Here is a 23273-nt window from a genome sequence, read left to right on the forward strand (position 1 = left end):
ATACGTATTAATAAATTTTATTATCTGCTCAATAAATCGGGGCAACCTACCTAGTTCAGCGCGATCGCATATTGTAATATGCATAATTCAAATAACTTGTATGGTTTATTACTACAGGTGTTTTAATGCAGGATTTAATAAAATTAATAATATTTTTGACTTTCCCTGAAAAATAAGTAAGTATTAACACTACTGATCCTGAAACGCAGTGATTATAGTGATGGAAGATGAAACGTTCAAATCGTCTTGCTTGGATAGGAGCGATCGCACTCGCTGCGATCGTTTTACTTAGTTTATTTGCGGCTCCTAATAATACTAAAATCAACATTGGCTCTACTTATAATCGCGCCTCCGATGGCTATGGTGCTTGGTATGCTTTTATGCAACAGCAGGGAATTTCTATCAAGCGCTGGCAAAAGCCTTTTAGTGATATTCAGCCAGATAACAACCCTGTTACCTTCCTACAGGTAAGCAGCGATCCAAGGGAAACGACACTGGATAGTCAAAAGCGTGAATGGGTAGAAAAAGGGAATACTTTGGTAATTTTGGGTGCGGGGGCGCGGGTTACAGAGGCGCAGTTTAGCACTATGCAAAAATCCCCCAAAGGTGATATTAAAATTGATACACGTAGACGATATAAAAAAGCTAACTCTAAGCAAGTTGATTTAGGCGATCGCTTCGGTGCTGTTGTCTGGGAAGAAAATTACAAAAAGGGAAAGGTAATTTTTTCTACCACTCCTTATTTAGCCGCCAACGCCTACCAAGATTATTTAAGTAATTTCAAGTATCTAGCCAGTTTGGTTACTGAAAAAAATAACACAGTATTTGTTGATGAATACATCCACGGCTATAAAGATGCCGATATCAGAAAGAAAGAAAGCGAAGCAGATTTATCTAGTTTTTTTGCTAAAACTCCTGTATTTCCAATATTAGTACAAGTCAGTATCCTGCTATTAGTGCTAATTTGGGCGCAGAATCGCCGCTTTGGCAAACCAGTAGCTTTAGATACACCAGTTGTAGATAACAGCGAAGCATACATCCAAGCTTTAGCCGGAGTCTTGCAGAAAGCTGATACCGCCGACTTTGTTGTAGAGATGGTGGGTAAACAAGAACAACTACAACTCCAAAAAGCCTTGGGATTAGGGCAAATACCTTTAGAACCTGAAGCCTTGATCAACTTCTGGATAGAAAAAACAGGCGCAAGTGCAGCAGAACTAGATGCAGTTTTAAAGCTACAATCTCGCAAACAGCCCATCAGTGAACAAGAACTGTTAAGCTGGTTGGGGAAATGGGGAAAGATTAGATTAATTCGTAATTCGTAATACTTCGGCTCCCTTCGGCTTACCTCGGCTTACCTCGGCTTCGCTCGGCACAAGTCGCTCAGGGCAAGACGCTCAGTACAAGTTCGTAATTCGTAATTATTTTTTTGGGACTTCCAAATAAAAAATATCCCCAAACTGACCTAAAAATTCTCTCTATTTCTCCTCTCTCTGTGTTCTCTGCGTCTCTGTGGTTCGTTTATTTGGATAATTTGTTTCTTGGAAATATCTTTGTAATTATTAAAAAATATGAGCGAAACTCATCCTATTTTAATTCGCCTTGGTCAAGGTCTTAATCAAGTAATTGTCGGACAATCTAGCCTAATACAACAACTTTTAGTAGCACTGCTAGCGGGTGGGCACGTAATTTTAGAAGGAGTACCGGGGACTGGTAAAACTCTGCTAGTAAAAGTGTTAGCGCAGTTAATCCAAGGGGAATTTCGCCGGATTCAACTAACACCAGATGTTTTACCTTCAGATATTACTGGGACAAATATTTTTGACTTGAATAGCCGCAATTTCACTTTGAAAAAAGGGCCAATATTTACCGAAGTGCTGCTAGCAGACGAAATCAACCGCACTCCTCCAAAGACACAAGCGGCGCTATTAGAAGCGATGGAAGAGATGCAGGTAACATTGGATGGTGAAAGTTTGCCCTTACCAGATTTATTTTGGGTGATTGCGACGCAAAACCCCCTGGAATTTGAGGGGACTTATCCCTTACCAGAAGCGCAGTTAGACAGATTTTTATTTAAACTGGTGGTAGATTACCCAGATCAAGCTGCCGAAAAGCAAATGTTACTGAATCGTCAGGCGGGTTTTGCAGCACGGCGTATGGATATTAGCCGTTTGAAACCAATCGCAACAGTAGCCGACATTTTGCAAGCACGACAAGCAGTCAAAGAGGTTAAAGTATCAGAAGCGATCGTTGATTATTTGTTGGCGTTGGTGAGAATATCGCGTCAATATCCTGATTTAACTTTGGGTGCATCGCCTCGCGCCGCCGGTGCTTGGTTGCAGACATCTCAAGCCCTAGCGTGGTTGGCTGGAAGAGATTTTGTCACACCAGATGATGTTAAAGCAGTTGCATCGCCGCTTTTACGTCATCGCCTCATTTTGAAACCAGAAGCAATGCTGGATGGTTTACAAATGGATGCGGTAATTGCGTCGGTAATTAATCAAGTAGCAGTTCCAAGATGAAAAAATCTTTGTCAGGCTATACTAGTAAAATTAAATTGGCGGTTATAAACCGTGTCTATACAGGCAAAACTCGCCTTAAAAACCTTAATTTTCCTTACCTGTTTGTGTAGCCGCAAATTTTATTCGCTGGGGCTTAAGTTCACGGCAACCCGCCATACCTTGCATGAGATAATGCGATCGCGTTTGGTTACATCGAAATATTAGAAGTAATAAAAGGAGTAAAGCAATGATTTAGAATCAACTTATAGGTAAACTGATATTAATATCATTGACCACGACCGTTTATTTAAAGAACTGATTGCAAAATTTTTTATAGAACTTTTAGAATTAATCCTGCGATGCCTACGGCGGTAAACTACGTACATAGGGGTTGCTATAGGGGCACAGCAATGCTTATTGGTGTCAACTTAACGTGAAAACGATGTCGCGCAAGGAACTTCAGTTCCTTGGCTTTTAGCTAAGGAATTGTGTAAAAATAACTTGAACACTTTTTATGTGAAAGCTAGAATCACAAGCTATTTAAGATAAAATTTGTACAACTTATTTTTACATAATGCCTAAAGTAATATGAAGATTACTAAATATCCCCCAAAATGTTGAGTCTACTTCAGTAGACTTTAGCTATTAGCCAGAGAATTCATTCTCTGGCGGGCGTGGAAGCCAACAGATAAGCGATTTTTAGCTTAAGTTGACACCTATGAGCAATGCTGTGCCCTTACTAGCGATCGCGGTAGATGTGCGATCGCTAAAATATAATGCCGATGCATATATCGCCAATGATCAACAACCAACACAGATAACTAATTTGAATATGCCCTTACTCATCACACCTACAAGCTAATATCCAAAATTTTGCTCTCATGACTAAATCTTATTGCCAGAATCAATAAATCTGCAAACTAAATTTACAGGATTTCGCAATCATACCCAGAAATATACAGCTATTTTCAGGTAAATAGACCACTCTGTAAAGGCACAGCAATCCTGTGCCCCTACCCTGAAGGTATTTTTTAATTGGAAAGCCCCACACTTTAGGCATTTGGAAAGTAGGCCAAAAGGAAGCTCAAACTAACTGCCTCCACAAGTTATAAAGTATGTGTAGATAAGACAGCAAGGATGTTGAGGAAAAAATCTCTATGACAAGCTACCAAGAAACCATACCTAGTAACGAATCGATTAATGAGCTAATCGCCGAGACGGCAAGCATTAACCATGTAGAGGTAATTGAGAATGTCATCGATTCCTTAGAACAAGATGACAGTGCGATGGTTAGCCACACTCCAGAGGGTGGTTATCTCTGGAAGTTTAAGTATGGAAGTGTGCAAGTATTTGTCCAACTCAACGGGACAACCGATGAAGACACCATAACGGTTTGGTCTACGGTGCTAAATTTACCTGCCAAAGATGAACCTAAGTTGATGCGATATCTTTTGGAGTTAAACTGCTCTAGTACTTTTGAAGCGCGTTTCGGTATTATTGAAAACCGAGTGGTTGTGATATCAACACGTACCTTAGCTGAGTTATCTCCTGGCGAAGTATCTCGACTCATTACCATTGTGGCAACGATCGCTGATAATAACGATGAAGCTTTACAAACTGAATTTGGTGCGAGTTAAAGAATTTTGGATTTTGGAATTTTGGATTTTGGATTGGGCTATTGCTGCATCGGATGCATAGCAATCAGGTTTGGCGACTAATTCCTTTGCTAGAGGCGACTGGCAATGTGCAGATGGCGATTGACCGATGGTTGCTAGAACAGCACCAGTCTGGAAAGCACCCGCCAACTCTGCGCTTTTATACTTGGTCGCCACCTGCCATTTCTCTCGGCTATCATCAACGCCAATACCCTGAATATTGGCAACATTTAACTTGGCAAGGACAAAAACTAGATTTAGTGCGGCGTCCGACTGGTGGACGGGCTGTGTTACACCAAGGTGATTTAACTTACGCTGTAGTCACATCTGGACTTACGGGTAGTCGCCTTCAGGTGTACGAAAAAATTTGTGAGTTTTTGATTCAAGGGTGGCGATCGCTCGGCGTAGAATTACATTACGGTACGGCTGGGCGAAGTTACATCCACAATCCTAACTGTTTTGGCACCGCTACCAGTGCAGATTTAGTTTTGCCAGATGCTAGCAAACTCATTGGTAGCGCTCAATTGCGACGTGGTGGGGTAATTTTGCAACATGGTTCCATTCGTTTGCAACCCGATTCTGAACTGTTTACTCAAGTATTTGGTGCAGAATCTTTTACGACTGTACAACTGCCTCAAAGTCTGAGTGTAGAAAAGATTATTGCAGCTTTAGTTGCCGCAGCTAGTGATTGTTTTGATATGCAGATAGAGTTGCAACCCCTCTCACAATCTGAGTGGGAGAAAATTTTGGCAACAACGTAGGGTGTGTTAGCGACAGCGTAATACCATTTCACTTTAATAATGATACAAAAAAGCTGGTAGGGGCAAGGCGCAATGCCCATAGGTGTCAACTTAACGTAAAAGCTATGTCTCGCAAGGAACTTCAGTTCCAATACAGTTCAGTTAAGCATTTATACTCTTTCTTCTCTCTGTGTTCTCTGCGCCTCTGCGGTTCGTAAAACAAGAGTTTTGGCCTTAACCCAAGCGTATTGACTTCAGTTCCTTCCTAATAGCGAAACTCATCTGAAGATGACTAAATATGGCCAAAAATCTTTAGTCTACTTTAGTAGACTTTAGTTATTAGCCTTGAACTTTAGTTCAAGGCGGGTGAGGAAGGCAACAGTCAAGCTATCTGTAGCTTAAGTTGACACCAATGGGCATTGCCATGCCCTTACAATAAATCTATATGATGTATCAGGATTTTCGTGAATTGGTATAACGCACCGAATCAAATAGATATAGGAGTGAAAAAGAATTGTTTTGACATAGCACTGCTACGTCTCTACAAGGGTTCTGGGTAACGCATATTTAATATCTGGAGATGTCTAATTACTGACTCCCTTACGAATAATCGCCTGCCACAGGAGTGAATGCAGGACTCTCCTTTATATATCCTGCTATCACACAATCATCAATCAATTGCAGGACAAACGGCCACAGTTCCGGCGCACCTGTTTCTACTGGCGCTACCCGTTTCATGACCTGATCGCGCCTAATGCCATGAATGCGCCAAGTCCCGCCCTGAGTTTGTTGATTGTGCAGCAAAGGCTGTATACGGTCTAGGGCTGCGGCAAACTTGGCGGTAGGTGTTTCCCCTGCTTCAAACTCATCCCAGAGTAAACGCAACTCCCTAGCTTGATCTGCTGGCAAAAGTCCAAATAAGCGTAACGCTGCTTGTAGTTCTCGTTCTACCTTGCTGTCATTACCCTGCACATCGTAGCAGAAGGTATCACCTGCATCAATTTCTACCAAATCGTGAATTAGCAGCATTTTGATGGCATGGAATATATCAACACCCTCCGGGGCATATTCTGCTAATGCGATCGCCATCACCCCTAAATGCCAAGAATGTTCTGCACTATTTTCTCGGCGTGACCCATCAATAAGTAGGGTTTGGCGCATCACCTGTTTCAATTGGTCAATCTCGATGATGAACTGAATTTGTTGAGTCAGCCGATTAATTTGCACCTAGATTTCTGATTGTGAGTCGGGTTGACTGGATTTTTAACTGTAGGCGATTATCTCAGTTATTGCAGCAAACATGCAAGAGATTTTTTCTACATACCAATTAAAAAGCGCCTGGGAGTGTTGCCGTGTTTCCACCCCAGACGCTTTTTATTTTTAACTTGCTCCTCACACAAATAAATAGTATCACTGCTTCTATCAAAAGGCGAGTATATTGAGTGACACTTTCAAAACTGCACAGCCAATTTAATTTCTGATGCCATTTCAGGCAATTCCTTTCAATGTTGCACTTATAGTGTGCGAAAGCCACAGAAAATTGTATAATCGACAGCTTATCGATCACAAATTTCCTTTTCTATAGAGAATGACAGAAGTAATTAAATCCGGGGGCCTAAATAACATCGATTCCATTGAGTTTGAAAAGCGGTGCTTGCACAAAGCCAGAGAAACAGGCGATCGCAATGGGGAAGTCGTTTGTTTAGCAAGTTTGGGCAATGCTTACCAGTCACTTGGCGAGTATCACCTGGCAATTGAGTTTTATCAGCAGTGGTTGGATATAGCGAAAGAAATAGGCGATCGCTTAGGGGAAGCTAAATCTTTATCTGGGTTGGGTAACTCTTACCAATCACTGGGAAAATACCAGCGAGCGATTGAATTTTATCATCAGTGGTTGAGCATCACCAGGAAAATAGGCGATCGCACTGGCGAAGGCATTTGCTTGGGAAGCTTGGGCAATACTTATGAATACCTGGGCAAGTATGAACAAGCGATCGAATTTTATCAGCAGTGGTTGAGTATCAGCAAGAAAATAGGCGATTGGACTGGGGAATGCATTTGTCTGGGAAGTTTGGGCAATACTTATGAATCGTTGGGGCAATACCAACTGGCAATTAAGTTTTACCAGCAATGGTTAGAACTGGCAAGATTCATCTGCGATGCCTACGGCGGGCATTGCCAACGCAACGGGGAAGCCATGGCCTTAAGTGCGTTGGGTAATGCTTATAATGCTCTAGGACAGTACCAAAAGGCGGTTGAGTTTCATCAATATTCATTAGATATCAGAAGAAATCTTGATGACCAAAATGCAGAAGCAAACGCCTGGTTTAATTTGGGTCTGGTCTTAGAAAAAATCAATCGAGAATCAGAAGCGATGGATGCTTTTTGCAATGCCCGCGAATTATATCATACAATGGGACTCGATGCAAGTCTGCAAGATTGTAACCATGCCATTGAGCTTCTTTCTCAAAATATTGCAAGTGCAGCATCTCCCTTCTGGTTAGGGAGATGGTTCAGTCATTTGTCGCAGTTCATCAAAGCTGATTCTAACGATTGACATATTCCCCCGAATACAGCGAGATTACATCAAGAGGACGGGTATTGGTTGAATACCGCAACAGAGTCCTTGCGATCAAAAGAAAGCACATAAAACGGGTCTTTTCGATCCCCCATCTCCATCCCAGGAGTGCCTACAGGCATTTGCGGAACAGATAAACCAGCAACATTTGGCTTTTCTTGAAGCAAACGTTTGATGTCGTCTGCTGGGACGTGTCCTTCGATAACATATCCATTAACAATTGCTGTGTGGCAAGATGACAAGTTATCTGGCACATTGTACTTTTGTTTGACTGTTTCGATGTCAGGCGTAGAAAAGTCTGTGATTTGAAAACCTTGTGTCTTTAAGTGGTCAATCCACCCACCACAACAATTACAATCAGGACTGTGATATACAGTTGCATTTAGCGCTGTTGATTTTAATGGTGTCTGTTTATCTTGGATACCTTTAGTAGTACTTACCAGTTGAGCATTACTCATCGGAGCAGTGCTTCCCAATATGCTTAACACTCCGACTGTTAGACAAAATATTACCACTGCACGTACAGCAACACGTACCAAGATAGGAGGTAAGCATTTTTGCCAGCAATAAATAAATTGTTTGTACGACATCTGAGACTTCCTAAGTACAACATTGCATAAGTTTGTTGTAACAAATTCCCTTCAAAAAAACTCTGCGTACCTTTGCGCCCCTCTGCGTTTAAAAATACTACGACCCTTACGCGGTAGAAGTCATTATAACAGTGCTAATATGTCAAATATTGGCATTTTTTAACTTCTAAGTTGTGGTTCTAGAAAACAACAACTCTACTACATCAGCCCTCTGTTTTCTATATTCTTGTTTTGGCGAAGGTACTGAATTATTAACCCATTTGCACCACTTGTAGGACAACAGCAAGCCATAGAATTACTCACTCAGGCTGCCCTTCAAAATCGGGTTGCTCCAGCGTATCTATTTGTAGGGCCAGATGGTGTAGGAAGAAGTTTAGCAGCCAAGTGTTTTGTGGAATTGCTATTTTCTAATGAGATGGGAGTCACTGCGGCTTTACAAAACCGTTTGCGTCAAGGGAACCATCCATCTTTGTTGTGGGTGCAACCGACGTACCAATACCAGGGACAACGATTAACAGCAGCAGAAGCGGCCGAAAAAGGACTTAAGCGTAAAGCACCACCTGTAATTCGGCTAGAGCAAATTCGGGAAATTACCGAGTTTCTCAGTCGTCCACCCTTGGAAGCGCCGAGGAATGTGGTGGTGCTGGAAGAAGCCCAAACAATGGCAGAAGCAGCAGCAAATGCTTTACTTAAAACTTTAGAAGAACCGGGACAGGCAACGTTAATTTTAATTGCACCTACCTTAGAGTCTGTTTTGCCAACTTTGGTATCACGCTGTCAACGCATTCCTTTTTATCGCTTAGATGCACAGTCTTTGGCTGTTGTACTCACACAAACTGGTCATCAAGAAATTTTGTCAAATCAGGCAGTATTGAGCATAGCAGCTGGCAGTGCCGGAAGTGCGATCGCATCTTACGAGCAATTACAAGCTATTCCTTCAGAGTTACTCGAAGACTTAAAAAAAGCTCCTGCTTCTTACCGCAAAGCCTTGGAGTTAGCGAAGAAAATTGATAAAGATTTAGATACAGAAGCCCAACTGTGGTTAATTGATTATCTTCAGCAATTCTACTGGCAGCAGTGGCATCAACCCAGCATCATCAACCAGCTAGAACAATCTCGTAAATACTTACTTTCTTACGCTCAACCACGGCTAGTTTGGGAATGTCTGCTTTTATCTGTATGCTCAATTGTCAAAGCTTCATAGCAAACAAAAGTCTTGCGGAGGATGACTAATAAAGGCTGTCCAATTATTATCTTTGAAGATTGTACCCTTAACTTATGATGAACTTACCGCAGACAATTCCAGTTCTTCTTTTAGGGACTAGCTTGGCTGTGCTTTCACCTCAAGTTTGTCCTGCTTTCACTGTTCAAGAGGTAGCTAGTCTTGCCAAAGCATCAAGCGATTTACCAGTAGTCAAATCAGCAGGATTATCCCCTGATATGGATGTACCTTGGTCGAAAGCCGTGAGAATCGTTGACCCTTTTGAAGGGGAGTTTCTTGGGGTTTTTGACCGCAACTCCTTAGGTGGCTATTTGTTCCGTGAGGGTGCAACGCAAGTTATTAGTTTGTGGACTCCTTCAAGCATTCGAGTTCTCGTAACTGTAAATTCGGGTGAAGCAAGGTTTCCTTTCTACACCGCAGGTCGTGTGTATCCTAGACCTGACTTTCTTAGGTTTGTCACTACCAGGAAAGTCGATAAACTTTTGCTCAAGGTCAGGGAAAAAGTTTTTCAAGTAGACGGTTCAACCGGCACTTTTGCAGTCAGTCAAGAATTAGCCACTGCTTTGAAAAATGCTCCAGATGAGAACTTAGACATCAGACTAGTCTTGGAAGGTGGTCAAACTGTTGATAGCGAAATTGGCAAAGGGACGGTGAACGCTTGGCGAAACATTTATTAAGCGATGCAACGGGCTATACCTACACATTTTAACCCAACTATTATCTATTCTAGGACTTACGCTGAAAGCCAACTTGGAACTAGCTTTTAGATTGTCTCGTTCCCAGTCTTGCCTCGTCAAGAGTCTCCGACTGGGAATGCCTAATTAGAGGCTGCCGCCTCAAGATTAGCGGCAGAGCCGCAATTGATCTGCATTTCCAGTCTGAGACTGGAAACGAGATTTGAAAAGGGTTTTAGCTTAAGTTGACACCTATGAGCAATGCTGTGCTATTACGAAAGATATGGTTTTTAAGCGGGAATTATATTTTGTATTTTTTGTCAATAGTTATTAGGACTTACGCACACTCTACGAATTCTTGGCGTTCTTGGCGTCTTGGCGGTTCGATAAATTAAGCTTTTCGGCAATTTTTGCGTAAGTCCTGGTTATGTAGAGTAGTCAGCTGATAGACATTAAGACAATTCTGATCATGCTTATCCTGCAAGTAATCTCGCTAATTAGAGAAAGACTTTGTGTTTCTCTGAGTGGTCACGATAATCATATTCATTTTGAAATTAACCTACCAGTGAGGAGCTAATTTTAGGCTGGGGAGTTGTCAAAGTTTCTGCCCTGCGTAAATCGATCGGACTTCGCCGTTACGGCGGATAACAGCTTCACCATTACTTACATCGACTAATGTCCAACCGCTTTCGCCGATACTTTCACCCATATTGACGCGGCGAGTTACGCCATCAATTTTAAACAAAGCGGCAGATTTGTTGCCTAACTCTAGTAATCCTTCTAAGGTATTACTCGGAGCCTCTGCGATCGCAACTGCCGGATATACTTGTTCTTGGATAATAGTTGGTTCTGACTCTGGGGCGAGGGCTGCACGTAATGCAACTACTGGTAATGCAGGCAGAGGGCTGGGTGTTTGCCGCACGGTAATCGGTGCAGTTTTCGCCGCTACAGGTTTAAGTTCGGCTCTTACAGCCGCAGCTAACATGTTGACAGTTACAGGCTTGGCAGCTTGTCGCACTGTATTCAGGGCATTTTTCACAACATCCGGTTTAGATCCCTGTAACGCACTCGCAACTTGTGGTAAAACTATAGGACTACCAGGAATAGCCGGCAGGGCGTAGCGCATTGGCGACGGCGCTTGATAAACAGGAACGTAAATGCGCTCAACAACACTTCCAGAACGGTTGGGGGCTGATGGTGTATTATTAGCTAGAAGTGGAAGTGATGGTAGATTACCAGTTGTTTGGCTCTTGCCAAGGGCTATTTGGTTAGTATTTGTCTGACTGGAAAATCCTGGGCTGGCAGATTTTTGATTGGGCATTGCTTCTTGCTTATCTATAACTGCCAGCGATTGCAGCATGTAGTCAACTAAATCTGCCTCAATTTCTACTTTTGTTGGCAACCGTGACTGCGGTTGCGGCACTAAAAAAGCTGGCTGGGTAAAGTTGGTATTTAAAAGATATACGACTCCAGACTGTACCAAGTAGATAGTACCAGCGATCGCCACGCCTAAAGTTGTTCCCACCATCAGCAGTTTGCCCAAATTTCGACTACTTTTCTGACGCTTTCTACTAACTCTTTTTACGGAGGCGGTGTCAAATACAACGGTACTCAAGTGTTTGTGGTTATGAGCAACTGACTGTACTGCTTGGTTTACTGCGTTTGGTAAGATAATCTGCGGTATTGTCGTAACTGTTTGCACCACGTTTTCTGGAGGCGACTGGCGTTGATATTGGGGAGAAACCCCAGCAACAAACTGGTTGGATTTCTTCTGCCTACTTTGCCTAACGGTTTGAGAAAGCAGATTACTACTAACATCCAGAATGGAGTCGATATCGGCAAAGAGTTCATCCATTAGACCATCAGCATAGTTTTCTATCGACCAAGGCTCGTTGGCGATTAAGTCTTCTGATGGTTCCGGTACTATGAGACGGGTGCTGGCTTCTTGTAACATAGACTTTCTGGGTTGTTGCTAGGACGAGGAAACGCCGCGCCTACTGCCTCTTAATTAGGATTACAGATAAAATATCCAATCTACCGTCTGATTGAGACGAGTTGGTTGAGCGTTGGTATTAAAGTCAACTTTAATCTGGGGATTGTTGATGATGCCACTACTAATATTTATGTCATCTATCATACCAATCCCCCTCCCTACTACTATACTCAGTCTTTATCAAGTTTGTGTGAAGCTAACGCTGGAAACTCCGACTGGCTCTTGATTCTACGCAATTCTAAATATAATAATAAAGCGTTAACGTCTGCTGGGTTCACACCACCAATACGTGCAGCTTGACCAAGAGTGAGTGGTTTTACGTGAGTTAGCTTTTCCCGCGCCTCTTTGGATAGGGTATCAATTATTGTATAATCCAAATCCGCAGGTAACTGGCGGTGTGCTTGGCGAGCAATTTGGTCAATCTGATTTTGTTGCCTAGCGAGATAGCCAGAATACTTGATGTCAATTTCTGCGCCTTCTTTCTCGGCGCGGTTGAGGTTGGGGTTTCCAAGGGCGAACCTGTCGAGGTCAACGTAATGGAATCCGGGACGGCGCAGCAAGTCGTTGAGGGTAATTGAACCTTTAATTAATTGCTGGGTATTAGATGCGATCGCTATTCCTATTTCATCATGTTCTTTGACTCGTGTGGCTTGCAATCTTTGCTTTTCTGTGGTAATATTGGCTTGCTTTTGGGTAAATAGATCCCAACGGCGATCGTCAATTAAACCGATTTCCCGTCCCAAGGGTGTCAAGCGTTGGTCGGCATTGTCAGAACGCAATATCAATCGGTACTCAGACCTACTGGTGAGCATCCGGTAAGGTTCCCGCAGGTCTTTTGTACACAAGTCATCAACTAGCGTCCCAATGTAACTTTGCTCGCGGGCAAAGACAATCATTTCTTGAGAGCGAACAAATCGAACTGCGTTAATTCCTGCCACCAGCCCTTGAGCTGCGGCTTCTTCATAACCTGTAGTGCCGTTAATCTGCCCAGCACAAAACAGTCCGGCAATCTTTTTAGTCATCAGTGTGGGGTAACACTGAGTTGCAGGTAAATAGTCATATTCCACAGCATACGCCGGACGCAGCATCACACATTTTTCCAAACCGGGGAGAGTCCGTAACATTTGCAGTTGCAAATTTTCGGGTAACCCTGTGGAAAACCCTTGGATATAAAGTTCGGGTATATCCCTTCCTTCTGGTTCAATAAAGATTTGATGGCTTTCCTTATCGGCAAAGCGGACAATTTTATCTTCAATACTGGGACAATAACGCGGCCCTTTCGCTTCCACCCAACCGCCATAAACTGGTGACAGGTGCAAATTTTCCTGAATTAGGCGATGGGTTTCGGCAGTTGTGCGGGTAATGTAGCAAGGCATTTGTTCCCGTTCTACCCACGCCTCTGGGTCAAAGCTAAACCAGCGTATATCTTCATCCCCTGGCTGGATGAGCATTTTACTATAATCTACCGATCGCTTGTCTACCCGCGCTGGAGTTCCAGTTTTGAGTCTGCCGGTTTCAAATCCCAGGCGATTTAGGGTTTGTGTCAATCCTTCAGCCGCAAATTCTCCTGCACGTCCGGCTGGCATTGATTTGTTACCAACCCAAATTTTCCCCCCCAGGAAGGTGCCAGTTGTCAAGATGACTGCTTTACACTGGAACCCGACACCAAAATAAGTTTCAACGCCGATGACTTCACCGTTAGCGCCCAGCACTAAATCTGTTGTCATACTTTCGCGGATTGTCAAGTTTTCTTGGTTCTCGACAATATTCTTCATCACTGATGCATATTCGCGCTTGTCTGTCTGGGCGCGTAATGCCCAAACAGCAGGCCCCCGTGAAGAGTTGAGGATACGTTTTTGTAGGTAGGTGCGGTCTGCTACTTTACCAATTTCCCCGCCGAGTGCATCTACCTCATGAGTCAACTGAGATTTGGCTGGGCCACCCACTGCTGGATTACAAGGTTGCCAAGCGATTCTATCCAAGTTGAGCGTCAATAGCAGGGTACGACAACCGAGGCGTGCAGAGGCGAGAGCTGCTTCGCAACCGGAGTGACCTGCACCGACGACTATGACATCAAAAGCGTCTTGGAATTCAACGGAATTGTGCATGGTCATACTTACAGGATCAGCTTGCTGAGAGTTCTTTTCAATTTTAACTGTTCCAGTGGTTTCAGGGATGTAACTTTCTGATAAAAAAGTTATCAAATTTACTAGTACTGAATTAAAGGTAATTTTCTTTTTTTAACTTGAGGATTAAGTAAAAATATAATCTTTTTAAAATTTGTGACAATCTTCCGGGTTGTTTATTACAACTATTGTTCCCATGTTTAGCAATTAGCACAAATTTGATTGATTGCTGAGAGATATTAGATATGCATAAAACTATAGCAGTCTTATTTAATTCGTGAAAAATATCAAGAAGAAAACGAACCGCAAAGTACGCCAAGGTTGCAAAGGGAAGAAATAATAAAGAGATATATAGTTTATAAAAATTATTTAGGAGTGATATATAGATTAATGTAAATAACTAACTTGTGTTTTTAACTAACTAACTAACTAATTAACAATAAATATATCTCAGCATTTTCTTAACTTTATTCTGGAATCAATTCAGTAATTATTTAGAAATGAAACTTACTCTTAAAAAGCAAAGGAATATTACTAGATTTTTAAGAAAGGCAACTTTCGTCAGTATAGTTATTTTGATGATTTTTGTATTAGTAGCTAGTAATGAAATTACCCACCACAAAGTTGCGATAACTGCCCAACCATTAAATGGATGCCTGAGTACTGATTCATTACTTTGTACACATACCTTTAAAAAGACGACATTAGAACCATTTCTTCCCGATCCAAAATTAAATGCTCAACAGCGTTTTTTATCTGCGATCGCTAGGAAGTTACCCATAGTTCCCCAGCCTGGTACTTATGAATATATTTTGCTGCGAAACTATGGCGCAGTCTTTGTAAATCAAAATGTCGAAATTAAACTACCGCAAAAAAATATTTTTGCTAATGAACAAGAAACCCAAGAGTTTCAAGGTAGTTTAACAATGAGTCATGTTGATGGCACTAAAGATTGTTATTTACAAAAATCGGCGGCTGATGCTTTAAATAAAGCGCGAATCCAGCAACAAATACCACTAAAATCTGGTTATGGTTCTGGTGATTGTACTCGCACTTTCAATACGAATTTAAGATTTTGGCACAAATATGCTAACAATCAAATTTTGGCGAAAGTTCAACAGGGCAAAGAAACAAAAATTCTCGGTGTGGTTGCACCTCCTGGAACTTCACAACATCTCTGGGGATTAGCAATTGATTTACGCGTAGGTAGTAAAGAACAAAGAAAAGCTCTTAATCAAAATGGTTGGTTTCAAACTGTACAAAATGATGTTCCACATTGGAGTTATGTGGGTTTAACTGAAGAGAATTTACCTCTGTTTGGTTTTAACAAACAAGTTATCCGAGGCATTATTTATTGGATTACCCCACTTTAATTATTAATATCATTTAATACAGAATTAGACATGCTATTAAACGGACATGATGTAAGTTTCTGCAATCATACATAAGCATCAAGTTTTTATAAGCAATTGAATAGATTGAATAAATTTAAAAATAAAACTTTTTTATCTTTAGCTCCGTTATTCAACTCTTGTAAAAGTAGTATTTACAAGAGTTGAACAAAGAGTACCCTAACGACTGTTATTCATTAACAATCGTAAAGCCTTCATAATCAATGGCTCCAGTCGAAGCACTTGGTAAATTAACGGTACCAAGTAAGGTGGCGGTTGCAAAGCCAGCACCATTAGTACCAGTAGCACTACCTAAACCTAGACCTGATGCAGCAAGTTCATCTTGGTAGCCTGTGATCTCATACACAGCGCCATTTTCCAGCAAAGCCAACAATCTTTGAGAACCGCTGTTAGTAAATGCCAATCCAGAATCTAAATCAACATTCAGAGCTTGCCCTGAAGGAGTTCTCAAAGTAATCGGTGCAGATAGCTCACCAGTGAGCAAATCTACTTTGTGAAGCTGGTTGCCATCTCCATCACCACTAGTGAAATCGCTAGCAAGAGCGCGAGTTCTACCAGGATTGAGATTGTCGATAGCTAATCCATCGGCATGTTTTCCAGGGTTGGTAGGTTGAGTTCCTTGTCTTTGTGCAGCAGTAGTAGGTGCGCCAAAGCCGTCTACAAGGGTAACAGTTCCAGGGTTAGCTGTAGTAATTTTATAAAGAGAGCTTCCTACGGGCGTCTCAGCATCCGATGAAATGTTGTATAGAACAATTGGTTGACCAGTTACTGAATAGTCACGTCCAAAGTCAGCACCTGAGTCAAACCCAAAACGACGTAGGTCAGATGGTGTAGCTGTTGCTGAGACCGTGACTGGAGCAAAAGGCTGATCTACATTATTAACGACAACAACAGGACCAGGTATTGTATTAGAACCACGCGCTTCGTTAACCGCACTTGCTCTTCCGGTAATGGGGTTAGTTCCCAAACCTTCTAGTTCTGCGTTATTAATATTCGCAGCAGTGATTTCGCCTACTTTTTCGGGAGTAGTAGCAAGGGGGCTTATGGGGAAGCGGTAAACTGCGAATTGTTCTCCAGCTTGTCTAGGATTGATATCCGCATCTCCAATGGTATAGCCGTAAAGAACCATGAGAATTTTCTCCTTGTTGAAACCTGTTAAAATTTTGGGAATATTCCAAATATGCAGAATTCCAAATGTGCAAATTGCTATCTGGCTAAAAGTCTTTAACGACACAAACAAGAGCTAACCTTTGCAGGCTAAAAGTTAAAACTAGTCTGCATTAGTTTAACTTTGCTTATATAGCCTATAAGCTTGCAAAATTGAAACACTATTAAACCTTTGACTGTAAACAGACTAAGACAACTTAACTCAATACTGTTCTACTGACTATTTACTCAATGAACAAAGAGAAAAGGGTGTTTAATTTGCCGATTCAAAGTCAAATTTTTAGGTTAAAAACTGTATTTGGAATTATCTTGCTAATACTATATTGAAGTAATGTTAAGATTTCATAATATTTTGGTTAAAATAATATTTTGGTTAAAATTTAGTAACTACTGATTATTTTTACTTGCTGATGCAAGCATCACTCGACTGTTTTAATAGCTATTAAACGATTTAATCTTCGCAGGCGATCGCTATTGTTCTCTTGACTTTAAAGCAGCTTGGAGGCGATCGCTATTGATCTGTTCACTTCAAAGTACGTCTAACAAAAATAATTAAAAAAAGGTTAGAGGATAGAATAAATTTCAAAACAAAATACAGTTAGTCTCTACAAAAAGTACAATTAGTTTGGCAAATAAAACTTTTTTATCTTTAGCTCCGTTCTTCAACTCTTGTAAAAGTAGTATTTACAAGAGTTGAAGAAAGAGTATCCTAACGACTGTTATTCATTAACAATCGTAAAGCCTTCATAATCAATGGCTCCACTTGCAGCACTTGGTAAATTAACGGTACCAAGTAAGGTGGCGGTTGCAAAGCCAGCACCATTAGTACCACCAGTACTGCCTAAACCTAGACCTGATGCAGCAAGTTCATCTTGGTAGCCTGTGATCTCATAGACAGCGCCACTTTCCAGCCAACCGATCAATCTTTGAGAACCGAAGTTAGTAAATGACAACCCAGAATCTCCGTTTACATTCAGAGCTTCCCCAGAAGGAGTTCTCAAAGCAATCGGCGCAGATAGCTGACCAGTGAGCAAATCGACTTTGTAAAGTTGCGCTCCATCTCCATCACGAGTGGTGAAATCGCTAGCAAGAGCGCGACTACCAGGATTGAGATTGTCGATAGCTAATCCATCGGCATATTGAGGGTTGGTAGGTTGAGTTCCTTGTCTTTGTGCAGCAGTAGGTGCTGCGGCTACAAGGTTAATAGTTCCAGGGTTAGCTGTGGTAATTCTATAAAGAGAGCTTCCTACTGGCCCATTTGCGGGATTCGGATTCCCTGAAATGTTGTATAGAGTATTACCAGCAAAGTCAGCACCTGACTCAAATCCAAAACGACGTAGGTCAGATGGTGTACGGGTTGGTGAGGTCGTGGCTGAAGCAAAAGGTTGATCTACATTATTAACTACAGTAACAGTTGGATCAATTGGTGTTGTAGGACCAGTGACGCGTGCTTCGTTAACCGCACCTACCCTTCCGGTAATGGGGTTAGTTCCCAAACCTTCTAGATCGGCGGTAGTAGCATTAGCTGGAAGATTGACTGTACCTACTAGTGTGGGAGCAATAGGTGAAGTTGTAAGTGCCGAAGGTATCAAAAAGCGGTAAACGTCAAGTTGCTTGCCATTATTAGCGTTGCCGTCACGATCTTCTCCAATGGTATAGCCGTAAAGAGCCATGAGAATTTTCTCCTTATTGAAACCTGTTAAAATTTTAGGAACATTCCAAATATGCAGCATTCCAAATGTGCAAATTGCTATCTGGCTAAAAGTCTTTAACGACACAAACAAAGCTAACCTTTGCAGGCTAAAAGTTAAAACTAGCTTGTATTACTTGTATTATCTTAACTTTGCTTATATAGCCTATAAGCTTGCAAAATTGAAACACTATTAGACCTTTGACTGTAAACAGACTAAGACAACTTAACTCAATACTGTTCTACTGACTATTTACTCAATGAACAAAGAGAAAAGGGTGTTTAATTTGCCGATTCAAAGTCAAATTTTTAGGTTAAAAACTGCATTTGGAATTATCTTGCTAATACTATATTGAAGTAATGTTAAGATTTCATAATATTTTGGTTAAAATAATATTTTGGTTAAAATTTAGTAACTACTGATTATTTTTACTTACTGATGCAAGCATCACTCGACTGTTTTAATAGCTATTAAACGATTTAATCTTCGCAGGCGATCGCTACTGTTCTGTTCACTTCAAAGCACCTTGGAGGCGATCGCTACTGTTCTGTTCACTTCAAAGCATCTTGGAGGCGATCGCTACTGTTCTGTTCACTTCAAAGCATCTTGGAGGCGATCGCTATTGTTCTGTTCACTTCAAAGCACCTTGGAGGCGATCGCTACTGTTGTGTTCACTTCAAAGCACCTTGGAGGCGATCGCTATTGTTCTGTTTACTTCAAAGCATCTTGGAGGCGATCGCTACTGTTGTGTTCACTTCAAAGCACCTTGGAGGCGATCGCTACTGTTGTGTTCACTTCAAAGCACCTTGGAGGCGATCGCTACTGTTGTGTTCACTTCAAAGCACCTTGGAGGCGATCGCTACTGTTGTGTTCACTTCAAAGCACCTTGGAGGCGATCGCTATTGTTCTGTTCACTTCAAAGCATCTTGGAGGCGATCGCTACTGTTGTGTTCACTTCAAAGTATCTTGGAGGCGATCGCTACTGTTGTGTTCACTTCAAAGCACCTTGGAGGCGATCGCTATTGTTCTGTTCACTTCAAAGCACCTTTAACAAAAAGAATTAAAAAAGGGTTAGAGGATAGAATAAATTTCAAAATAAAATCCAGTTAGTCTCTACAAAAATTACAGGTAGTTTAGCAAATAAAACTTTTTTTATCTTTAACTCCGTTCTTCAACTCTTGTAAAAGTAGTATTTACAAGAGTTGAAGAAAGAGTATCCTAACGACTGTTATTCATTAACAATCGTAAAGCCTTCATAATCAATGGCTCCACTCACAGCATTTGGTAAATTAACGTTACCAATTAAGGTGGCGGTTGCAAAGCCAGCACCATTAGTACCAGTAGCACTACCTAAACCTAGACCTGATGCAGCAAGTTCATCTTGGTAGCCTGTGATCTCATAGACAGCGCCATTTTCCAGCAAAGCCAACAATCTTTGAGATCCACTGTTAGTAAATGCCAAACCAGAATCTAATCCAATTCCAGAAGTTGTGGTGACATTCAAATTTTCCCCTGAAGGAGTTCTAAGCACAATCGGCTCAGATAGCTCACCAGTGAGCAAATCTACTTTGTAAAGGTTGTTCTTAGTGTTGTCGGACGCAATTTCATCTCTGTTATCGAAATCGCTAGCAAAAGCACGAGTAGGGCCAGGATTAAGATTATCGATAGCTAATCCATCTGCATACTTTCCAGGGTTGGTAGGTTGAGTTCCTTGTGTTTGTGCAGCAGTAGGTGCTGCGGCTACAAGGCTAATAGTTCCAGAGTTAGCTGTGGTAATTCTATAAAGAGAGCTTCCTACTGTCCCATTTGCGGTAACAGGATTCCCTGAAATGTTGTATAGAGTATTACCATCAAAGTCAGCACCTGACTCAAATCCAAAACGACGTAAGTCAGATGGTGTACGGGTTGGTGAAACCGTGGCTGGAGCAAAAGGCACATCTACATTATTAACGACAATAACAGCTGGATCAATTGCTGTTGTAGTACCCGTGACCCGTGCTTCGTTAACTGCACTTACCCTTCCGGTGGTGGGGTTCGTTGCCAAACCTTCTAGGTCTATGCGTGTGGCAGCAGTACTTGTAATATCGACTGTACCTACTAATGTGGCAGCAATAGAACCTGTAGGTGCAGAAGGGATCAAAAAGCGGTAAACGGGAAGTTGATTTCCACTAGTGTTAGGGTTACTATCTTCTCCAATGGTATAGCCGTAAAGAACCATGATAACTGTCTCCTTATTCAAACTGTTAAACTTTTGAGAACATTCCAAATATGCAGCATTCCAAATGTGCAAATTGCTATCTGGCTAAAAGTCTTTAACGACACTAACAAAGCTAACCTTTGCAGGCTAAAAGTTAAAAATAGTCTGCATTTAATTTTGCTTATATAGCCTATAAGCTTGCAAAATTGAAACACTACTAAACCTTTGTCCGGAAACAGGCTAAGACAACTTAACTCAATACCGTTGTAGTTACTATTTGCTCAATGAATAAAGAGAAAAGGATCTTTGATTTGCCGATTCAAAGTCAAAGTTTAAGGTTAAAAGCTGTATTTGAGATGATCTTATTAACACTATATTTGACTGATGTTAAGATTTGATGATATCTCGGTTAAAGTTTAGTAGCTACTGATTATTTTTACTCACTTATGTAAGCATCACTCGACTGTTTTAATAGCTATTAAACGATTTAATCTTCGCAGGCGATCGCTATTGGCATTAGGACTTACGCATTAAAAGTAAATACCAAATGCAGATGTTTTAAAAACACATCTATCTTAGGGTTAATTTATTAATTACCCCTAGATTGCGGGTGTATTTACCATCAAAAAATGATCAATAAAAGCCTGAAAAAACGTATTGTGGTAAATGCATATCATGATTAATTTGTACAGTGCGTAAATCTTAGTCCTGTTCACTTGAGAGTACCTTTAACAAAAAGAATAAAAAAAGGTTAAACGACAAAGGTAAAAAGAAAATCTCATCTCTTCTCCTTTGCCCTTTAACCTGACTCTGCAAGAACTTTAACGAACTTTGGGGGTTTAAGTCCCCAGCAAGACAGGCAGCGCGTGAAAGTGTCGGGGTATAAATCCCCGTCACAAAACGTAATTGCGAATTGCGAATTGCGAATTGCGAATTGTTTTAATGCCTTTTGTGGAGGACTAAATCCAATACCGTTCAGTTAAGCCCAAAAACCTTGGTAAAGACGCGAAATTTCGCGTCTCTACAGGTTTAAAATCAGTACCACAAATCCTTAACTGAACTGTATTGGGACTAAATCAGACTTTTGCTAGGGCATAAACGCACAGCGCAAAGCCAAGACGTTTCCGTTGTTTCGGGCTTGTTGTCTGACATCGCAACCTAAACGCAATCAAAATGTTGGTCTAGTTTTATACCAATTATTTGAGAGGGTGCATATATTTACCCCCCAAGGCATCGGCGGGAATACTGGGGTATCTTGTTATGTGCATCTATATATATTATTTGGTTTAACAAATTTCTAACTGCACAGTTATTTTTGCCCTGCTGCATTAGTATGTCAAAATAAAAATACCCGATACATCAAGGTGAGCGATCGCTCCAAAAGCTAGATTAAAGGATTGACCTGAGCAATGGCAGACCCAACCAATCACAATCAAGCGGGAGAAGTAGCTCCCAGCACAGTTGACAAGCAAGCTCCCAGTGTGGCTGAAGAACACGCTCCTAGTACAGACTCACCGGAAGCTACAGACCTTCCTACTGCTAACGCGCCAGATCCGAAAGCTGCAAACCCCGAAGATAACCCTAATGCTGCATCACCTAAGCGCGAAAAACCCGCAGCCGCCGCAACAGGAGAAAAACCCGCAGCTAAAGCCGCCAAAAAGGAAAAAGCCCCAGCTGTTGAGGATAAGCCATTTGTAGAGTTCATCGAGCAAGACTACTTGCCAGCTTTACAAAAAGCGATCGCTCAACAAGGCGTGAAAGATTTACAGGTGTCTTTTGCCAAGCAGAAAGTTCCAATCACTGGTTTTGAATCTGCCGAAGAATGCTGGCAAATTATCGGCAGTTGGAAAGAAATTGGTCTGCGTCAGTTTAACCTCTATTTCCCAGAAGAAGATATTCAAGGGAAAAAGGGATTTTCCTGTAATGAAGGCAAAAAACCTAGCACTCTTGAGTCCTTCTTAATTGATGAGCGCAAAACTACCCTTGATTTGTTAGTATTTGGCTTAGTTCAGCGCTTGGACGGTCAAAAGTGGTTAGGTATAAATTAGTCATTGGTCATTAGTCATTGGTTTTTTTAAGAAAAGACAAAGGACAAATGACAAAGGACTATTTTATTTAAAGTTCATGGAAATGGTAGATAACGGCTCCAGTATTGGGGTCGTTATCTATTTTTACGTAACCTGATTTGTACATCTCGTTCAGAGTAGCTTCCACTTCAGCAAAGCTAGCTCCCGTAAACTTTACGCCTTGAGTCACAGTTAAAATACCACCCTTGCTTTCTGCCGCTTCAATCAGTTTAATCATGAGTTGGTTGCCTGTTGGGCGGTGGACTTGAGAAGCAACCACTGCTTGATTTAAGGGCACACCAAAGGGAGACACACCCGCTTTTAATCTCAGGTTGTTTTCGTATTCGTCAACCATGTTGGGGATGAAAAACAAATCCACCAACTGCCCTATACCAAACACACCACCGGTCAACAGCCACAACAAACCAGTCCCAATCTTGCCATTGTAGAAACGGTGCAGTCCTCCTAATCCGAAAAAGACTGCTGCACACAAGATGTAAGAGACAAGAAGTCGGTCTTTATGCTGATTGTTTTCAAGATTCATCTCGTTTTCAACCCTTTGGATTTACTCTTGTTGCCTAAGATGGGTTTTCCATATTGTAGTAAAAACCACAGAAAATTACTGAGATAGCAGTGCTTTTAGAATACAAGAAGTGCGTACTAC

Annotated in this window: 20 protein-coding genes; 11 read left to right on the forward strand and 9 right to left on the reverse strand. The window is 41.5% G+C overall.

Going from position 1 to position 23273, the window contains the following annotated elements; all coding sequences use genetic code 11:
* Positions 1-227: 227 nt before the first annotated feature.
* From D1367_RS10435 to D1367_RS10450, 5 genes are all read left to right on the forward strand, one after another.
* On the forward strand, positions 228-1322 hold the full coding sequence (locus D1367_RS10435) for a DUF4350 domain-containing protein (RefSeq protein ID WP_118166402.1): 1095 nt from the start codon (positions 228-230) through the stop codon (positions 1320-1322).
* Between the two features lie 246 nt (positions 1323-1568).
* Positions 1569-2519 (forward strand): AAA family ATPase, encoded by a 951-nt coding sequence (locus tag D1367_RS10440; protein WP_118166403.1) that lies wholly within the window; start codon positions 1569-1571, stop codon positions 2517-2519.
* 697 nt (positions 2520-3216) lie between these two features.
* Positions 3217-3360: a hypothetical protein gene (locus tag D1367_RS30695; RefSeq protein WP_181985135.1), complete on the forward strand. Its 144-nt coding sequence runs from the start codon at positions 3217-3219 to the stop codon at positions 3358-3360.
* Positions 3361-3655: 295 nt separating this feature from the next.
* Positions 3656-4135 (forward strand): YbjN domain-containing protein, encoded by a 480-nt coding sequence (locus D1367_RS10445; RefSeq protein WP_118166404.1) that lies wholly within the window; start codon positions 3656-3658, stop codon positions 4133-4135.
* Positions 4136-4188: 53 nt separating this feature from the next.
* Positions 4189-4914: a lipoate--protein ligase family protein gene (locus D1367_RS10450; RefSeq protein ID WP_118166405.1), complete on the forward strand. Its 726-nt coding sequence runs from the start codon at positions 4189-4191 to the stop codon at positions 4912-4914.
* 579 nt (positions 4915-5493) lie between these two features.
* On the opposite strand, the gene D1367_RS10455 is transcribed toward D1367_RS10450, so the two are convergent.
* Entirely contained in the window at positions 5494-6120 is a 627-nt protein-coding gene (locus D1367_RS10455; protein WP_118166406.1) for an HD domain-containing protein, read from the reverse strand.
* A 361-nt stretch (positions 6121-6481) separates the two neighbouring features.
* On the opposite strand from D1367_RS10455, the gene D1367_RS10460 reads away from it, so the two are divergent.
* Complete coding sequence (locus D1367_RS10460) at positions 6482-7450, forward strand: tetratricopeptide repeat protein (RefSeq protein WP_118166407.1); 969 nt, start codon at positions 6482-6484, stop codon at positions 7448-7450.
* Between the two features lie 29 nt (positions 7451-7479).
* Here D1367_RS10460 and D1367_RS10465 read toward each other — a convergent pair whose 3' ends face one another.
* Positions 7480-8061: a DUF411 domain-containing protein gene (locus D1367_RS10465; protein ID WP_118166408.1), complete on the reverse strand. Its 582-nt coding sequence runs from the start codon at positions 8059-8061 to the stop codon at positions 7480-7482.
* A 247-nt stretch (positions 8062-8308) separates the two neighbouring features.
* Between D1367_RS10465 and D1367_RS10470 the strand changes: the two genes are divergently transcribed.
* Both D1367_RS10470 and D1367_RS10475 read left to right on the forward strand, forming a co-directional pair.
* Positions 8309-9265, forward strand: coding sequence for a DNA polymerase III subunit delta' (locus D1367_RS10470; RefSeq protein ID WP_118166409.1), 957 nt, complete (start codon positions 8309-8311; stop codon positions 9263-9265).
* 74 nt (positions 9266-9339) lie between these two features.
* Positions 9340-9960: a hypothetical protein gene (locus tag D1367_RS10475; protein ID WP_225892291.1), complete on the forward strand. Its 621-nt coding sequence runs from the start codon at positions 9340-9342 to the stop codon at positions 9958-9960.
* Positions 9961-10552: 592 nt separating this feature from the next.
* Here D1367_RS10475 and D1367_RS10480 read toward each other — a convergent pair.
* Genes D1367_RS10480 through mnmG form a run of 3 tightly spaced genes read right to left on the reverse strand, consistent with a single transcriptional unit; the run spans position 10553 to position 14064 of the window.
* Positions 10553-11911: a hypothetical protein gene (locus D1367_RS10480; protein WP_118166411.1), complete on the reverse strand. Its 1359-nt coding sequence runs from the start codon at positions 11909-11911 to the stop codon at positions 10553-10555.
* A 60-nt stretch (positions 11912-11971) separates the two neighbouring features.
* Complete coding sequence (locus D1367_RS32750; RefSeq protein WP_267255527.1) at positions 11972-12094, reverse strand: hypothetical protein; 123 nt, start codon at positions 12092-12094, stop codon at positions 11972-11974.
* A gap of 26 nt (positions 12095-12120) precedes the next feature.
* A complete protein-coding gene (mnmG, locus tag D1367_RS10485; RefSeq protein ID WP_118171301.1) occupies positions 12121-14064 on the reverse strand; it encodes a tRNA uridine-5-carboxymethylaminomethyl(34) synthesis enzyme MnmG in 1944 nt (647 codons plus the stop codon).
* 542 nt (positions 14065-14606) lie between these two features.
* Here mnmG and D1367_RS10490 point away from each other — a divergent pair.
* A complete protein-coding gene (locus tag D1367_RS10490) occupies positions 14607-15449 on the forward strand; it encodes a D-alanyl-D-alanine carboxypeptidase family protein (RefSeq protein ID WP_410477585.1) in 843 nt (280 codons plus the stop codon).
* 208 nt (positions 15450-15657) lie between these two features.
* Here the strand turns inward: D1367_RS10490 and D1367_RS10495 are convergent, their stop codons facing one another.
* Both D1367_RS10495 and D1367_RS10500 read right to left on the reverse strand, forming a co-directional pair.
* On the reverse strand, positions 15658-16617 hold the full coding sequence (locus D1367_RS10495; RefSeq protein WP_147337350.1) for a hypothetical protein: 960 nt from the start codon (positions 16615-16617) through the stop codon (positions 15658-15660).
* Between the two features lie 757 nt (positions 16618-17374).
* Positions 17375-18328 carry a water stress protein WSP1 gene (locus tag D1367_RS10500; protein ID WP_181985136.1) on the reverse strand — a complete coding sequence of 318 codons (954 nt, stop codon included), beginning with the start codon at positions 18326-18328 and terminating at the stop codon, positions 17375-17377.
* A 544-nt stretch (positions 18329-18872) separates the two neighbouring features.
* Between D1367_RS10500 and D1367_RS30080 the strand changes: the two genes are divergently transcribed.
* Complete coding sequence (locus D1367_RS30080) at positions 18873-19397, forward strand: hypothetical protein (protein WP_147337351.1); 525 nt, start codon at positions 18873-18875, stop codon at positions 19395-19397.
* 177 nt (positions 19398-19574) lie between these two features.
* Here the strand turns inward: D1367_RS30080 and D1367_RS10505 are convergent, their stop codons facing one another.
* Positions 19575-20564 (reverse strand): water stress protein WSP1, encoded by a 990-nt coding sequence (locus D1367_RS10505; RefSeq protein WP_118166415.1) that lies wholly within the window; start codon positions 20562-20564, stop codon positions 19575-19577.
* Positions 20565-21952: 1388 nt separating this feature from the next.
* Between D1367_RS10505 and D1367_RS10510 the strand changes: the two genes are divergently transcribed.
* Positions 21953-22591 (forward strand): DUF2996 domain-containing protein, encoded by a 639-nt coding sequence (locus D1367_RS10510; RefSeq protein ID WP_118166416.1) that lies wholly within the window; start codon positions 21953-21955, stop codon positions 22589-22591.
* A 67-nt stretch (positions 22592-22658) separates the two neighbouring features.
* Here D1367_RS10510 and D1367_RS10515 read toward each other — a convergent pair whose 3' ends face one another.
* Entirely contained in the window at positions 22659-23153 is a 495-nt protein-coding gene (locus tag D1367_RS10515) for a TM2 domain-containing protein (RefSeq protein ID WP_118166417.1), read from the reverse strand.
* Positions 23154-23273 lie beyond the last annotated feature (120 nt).

The sequence above is a fragment of the Nostoc sphaeroides genome, assembly GCF_003443655.1.
Lineage (GTDB): Bacteria > Cyanobacteriota > Cyanobacteriia > Cyanobacteriales > Nostocaceae > Nostoc > Nostoc sphaeroides.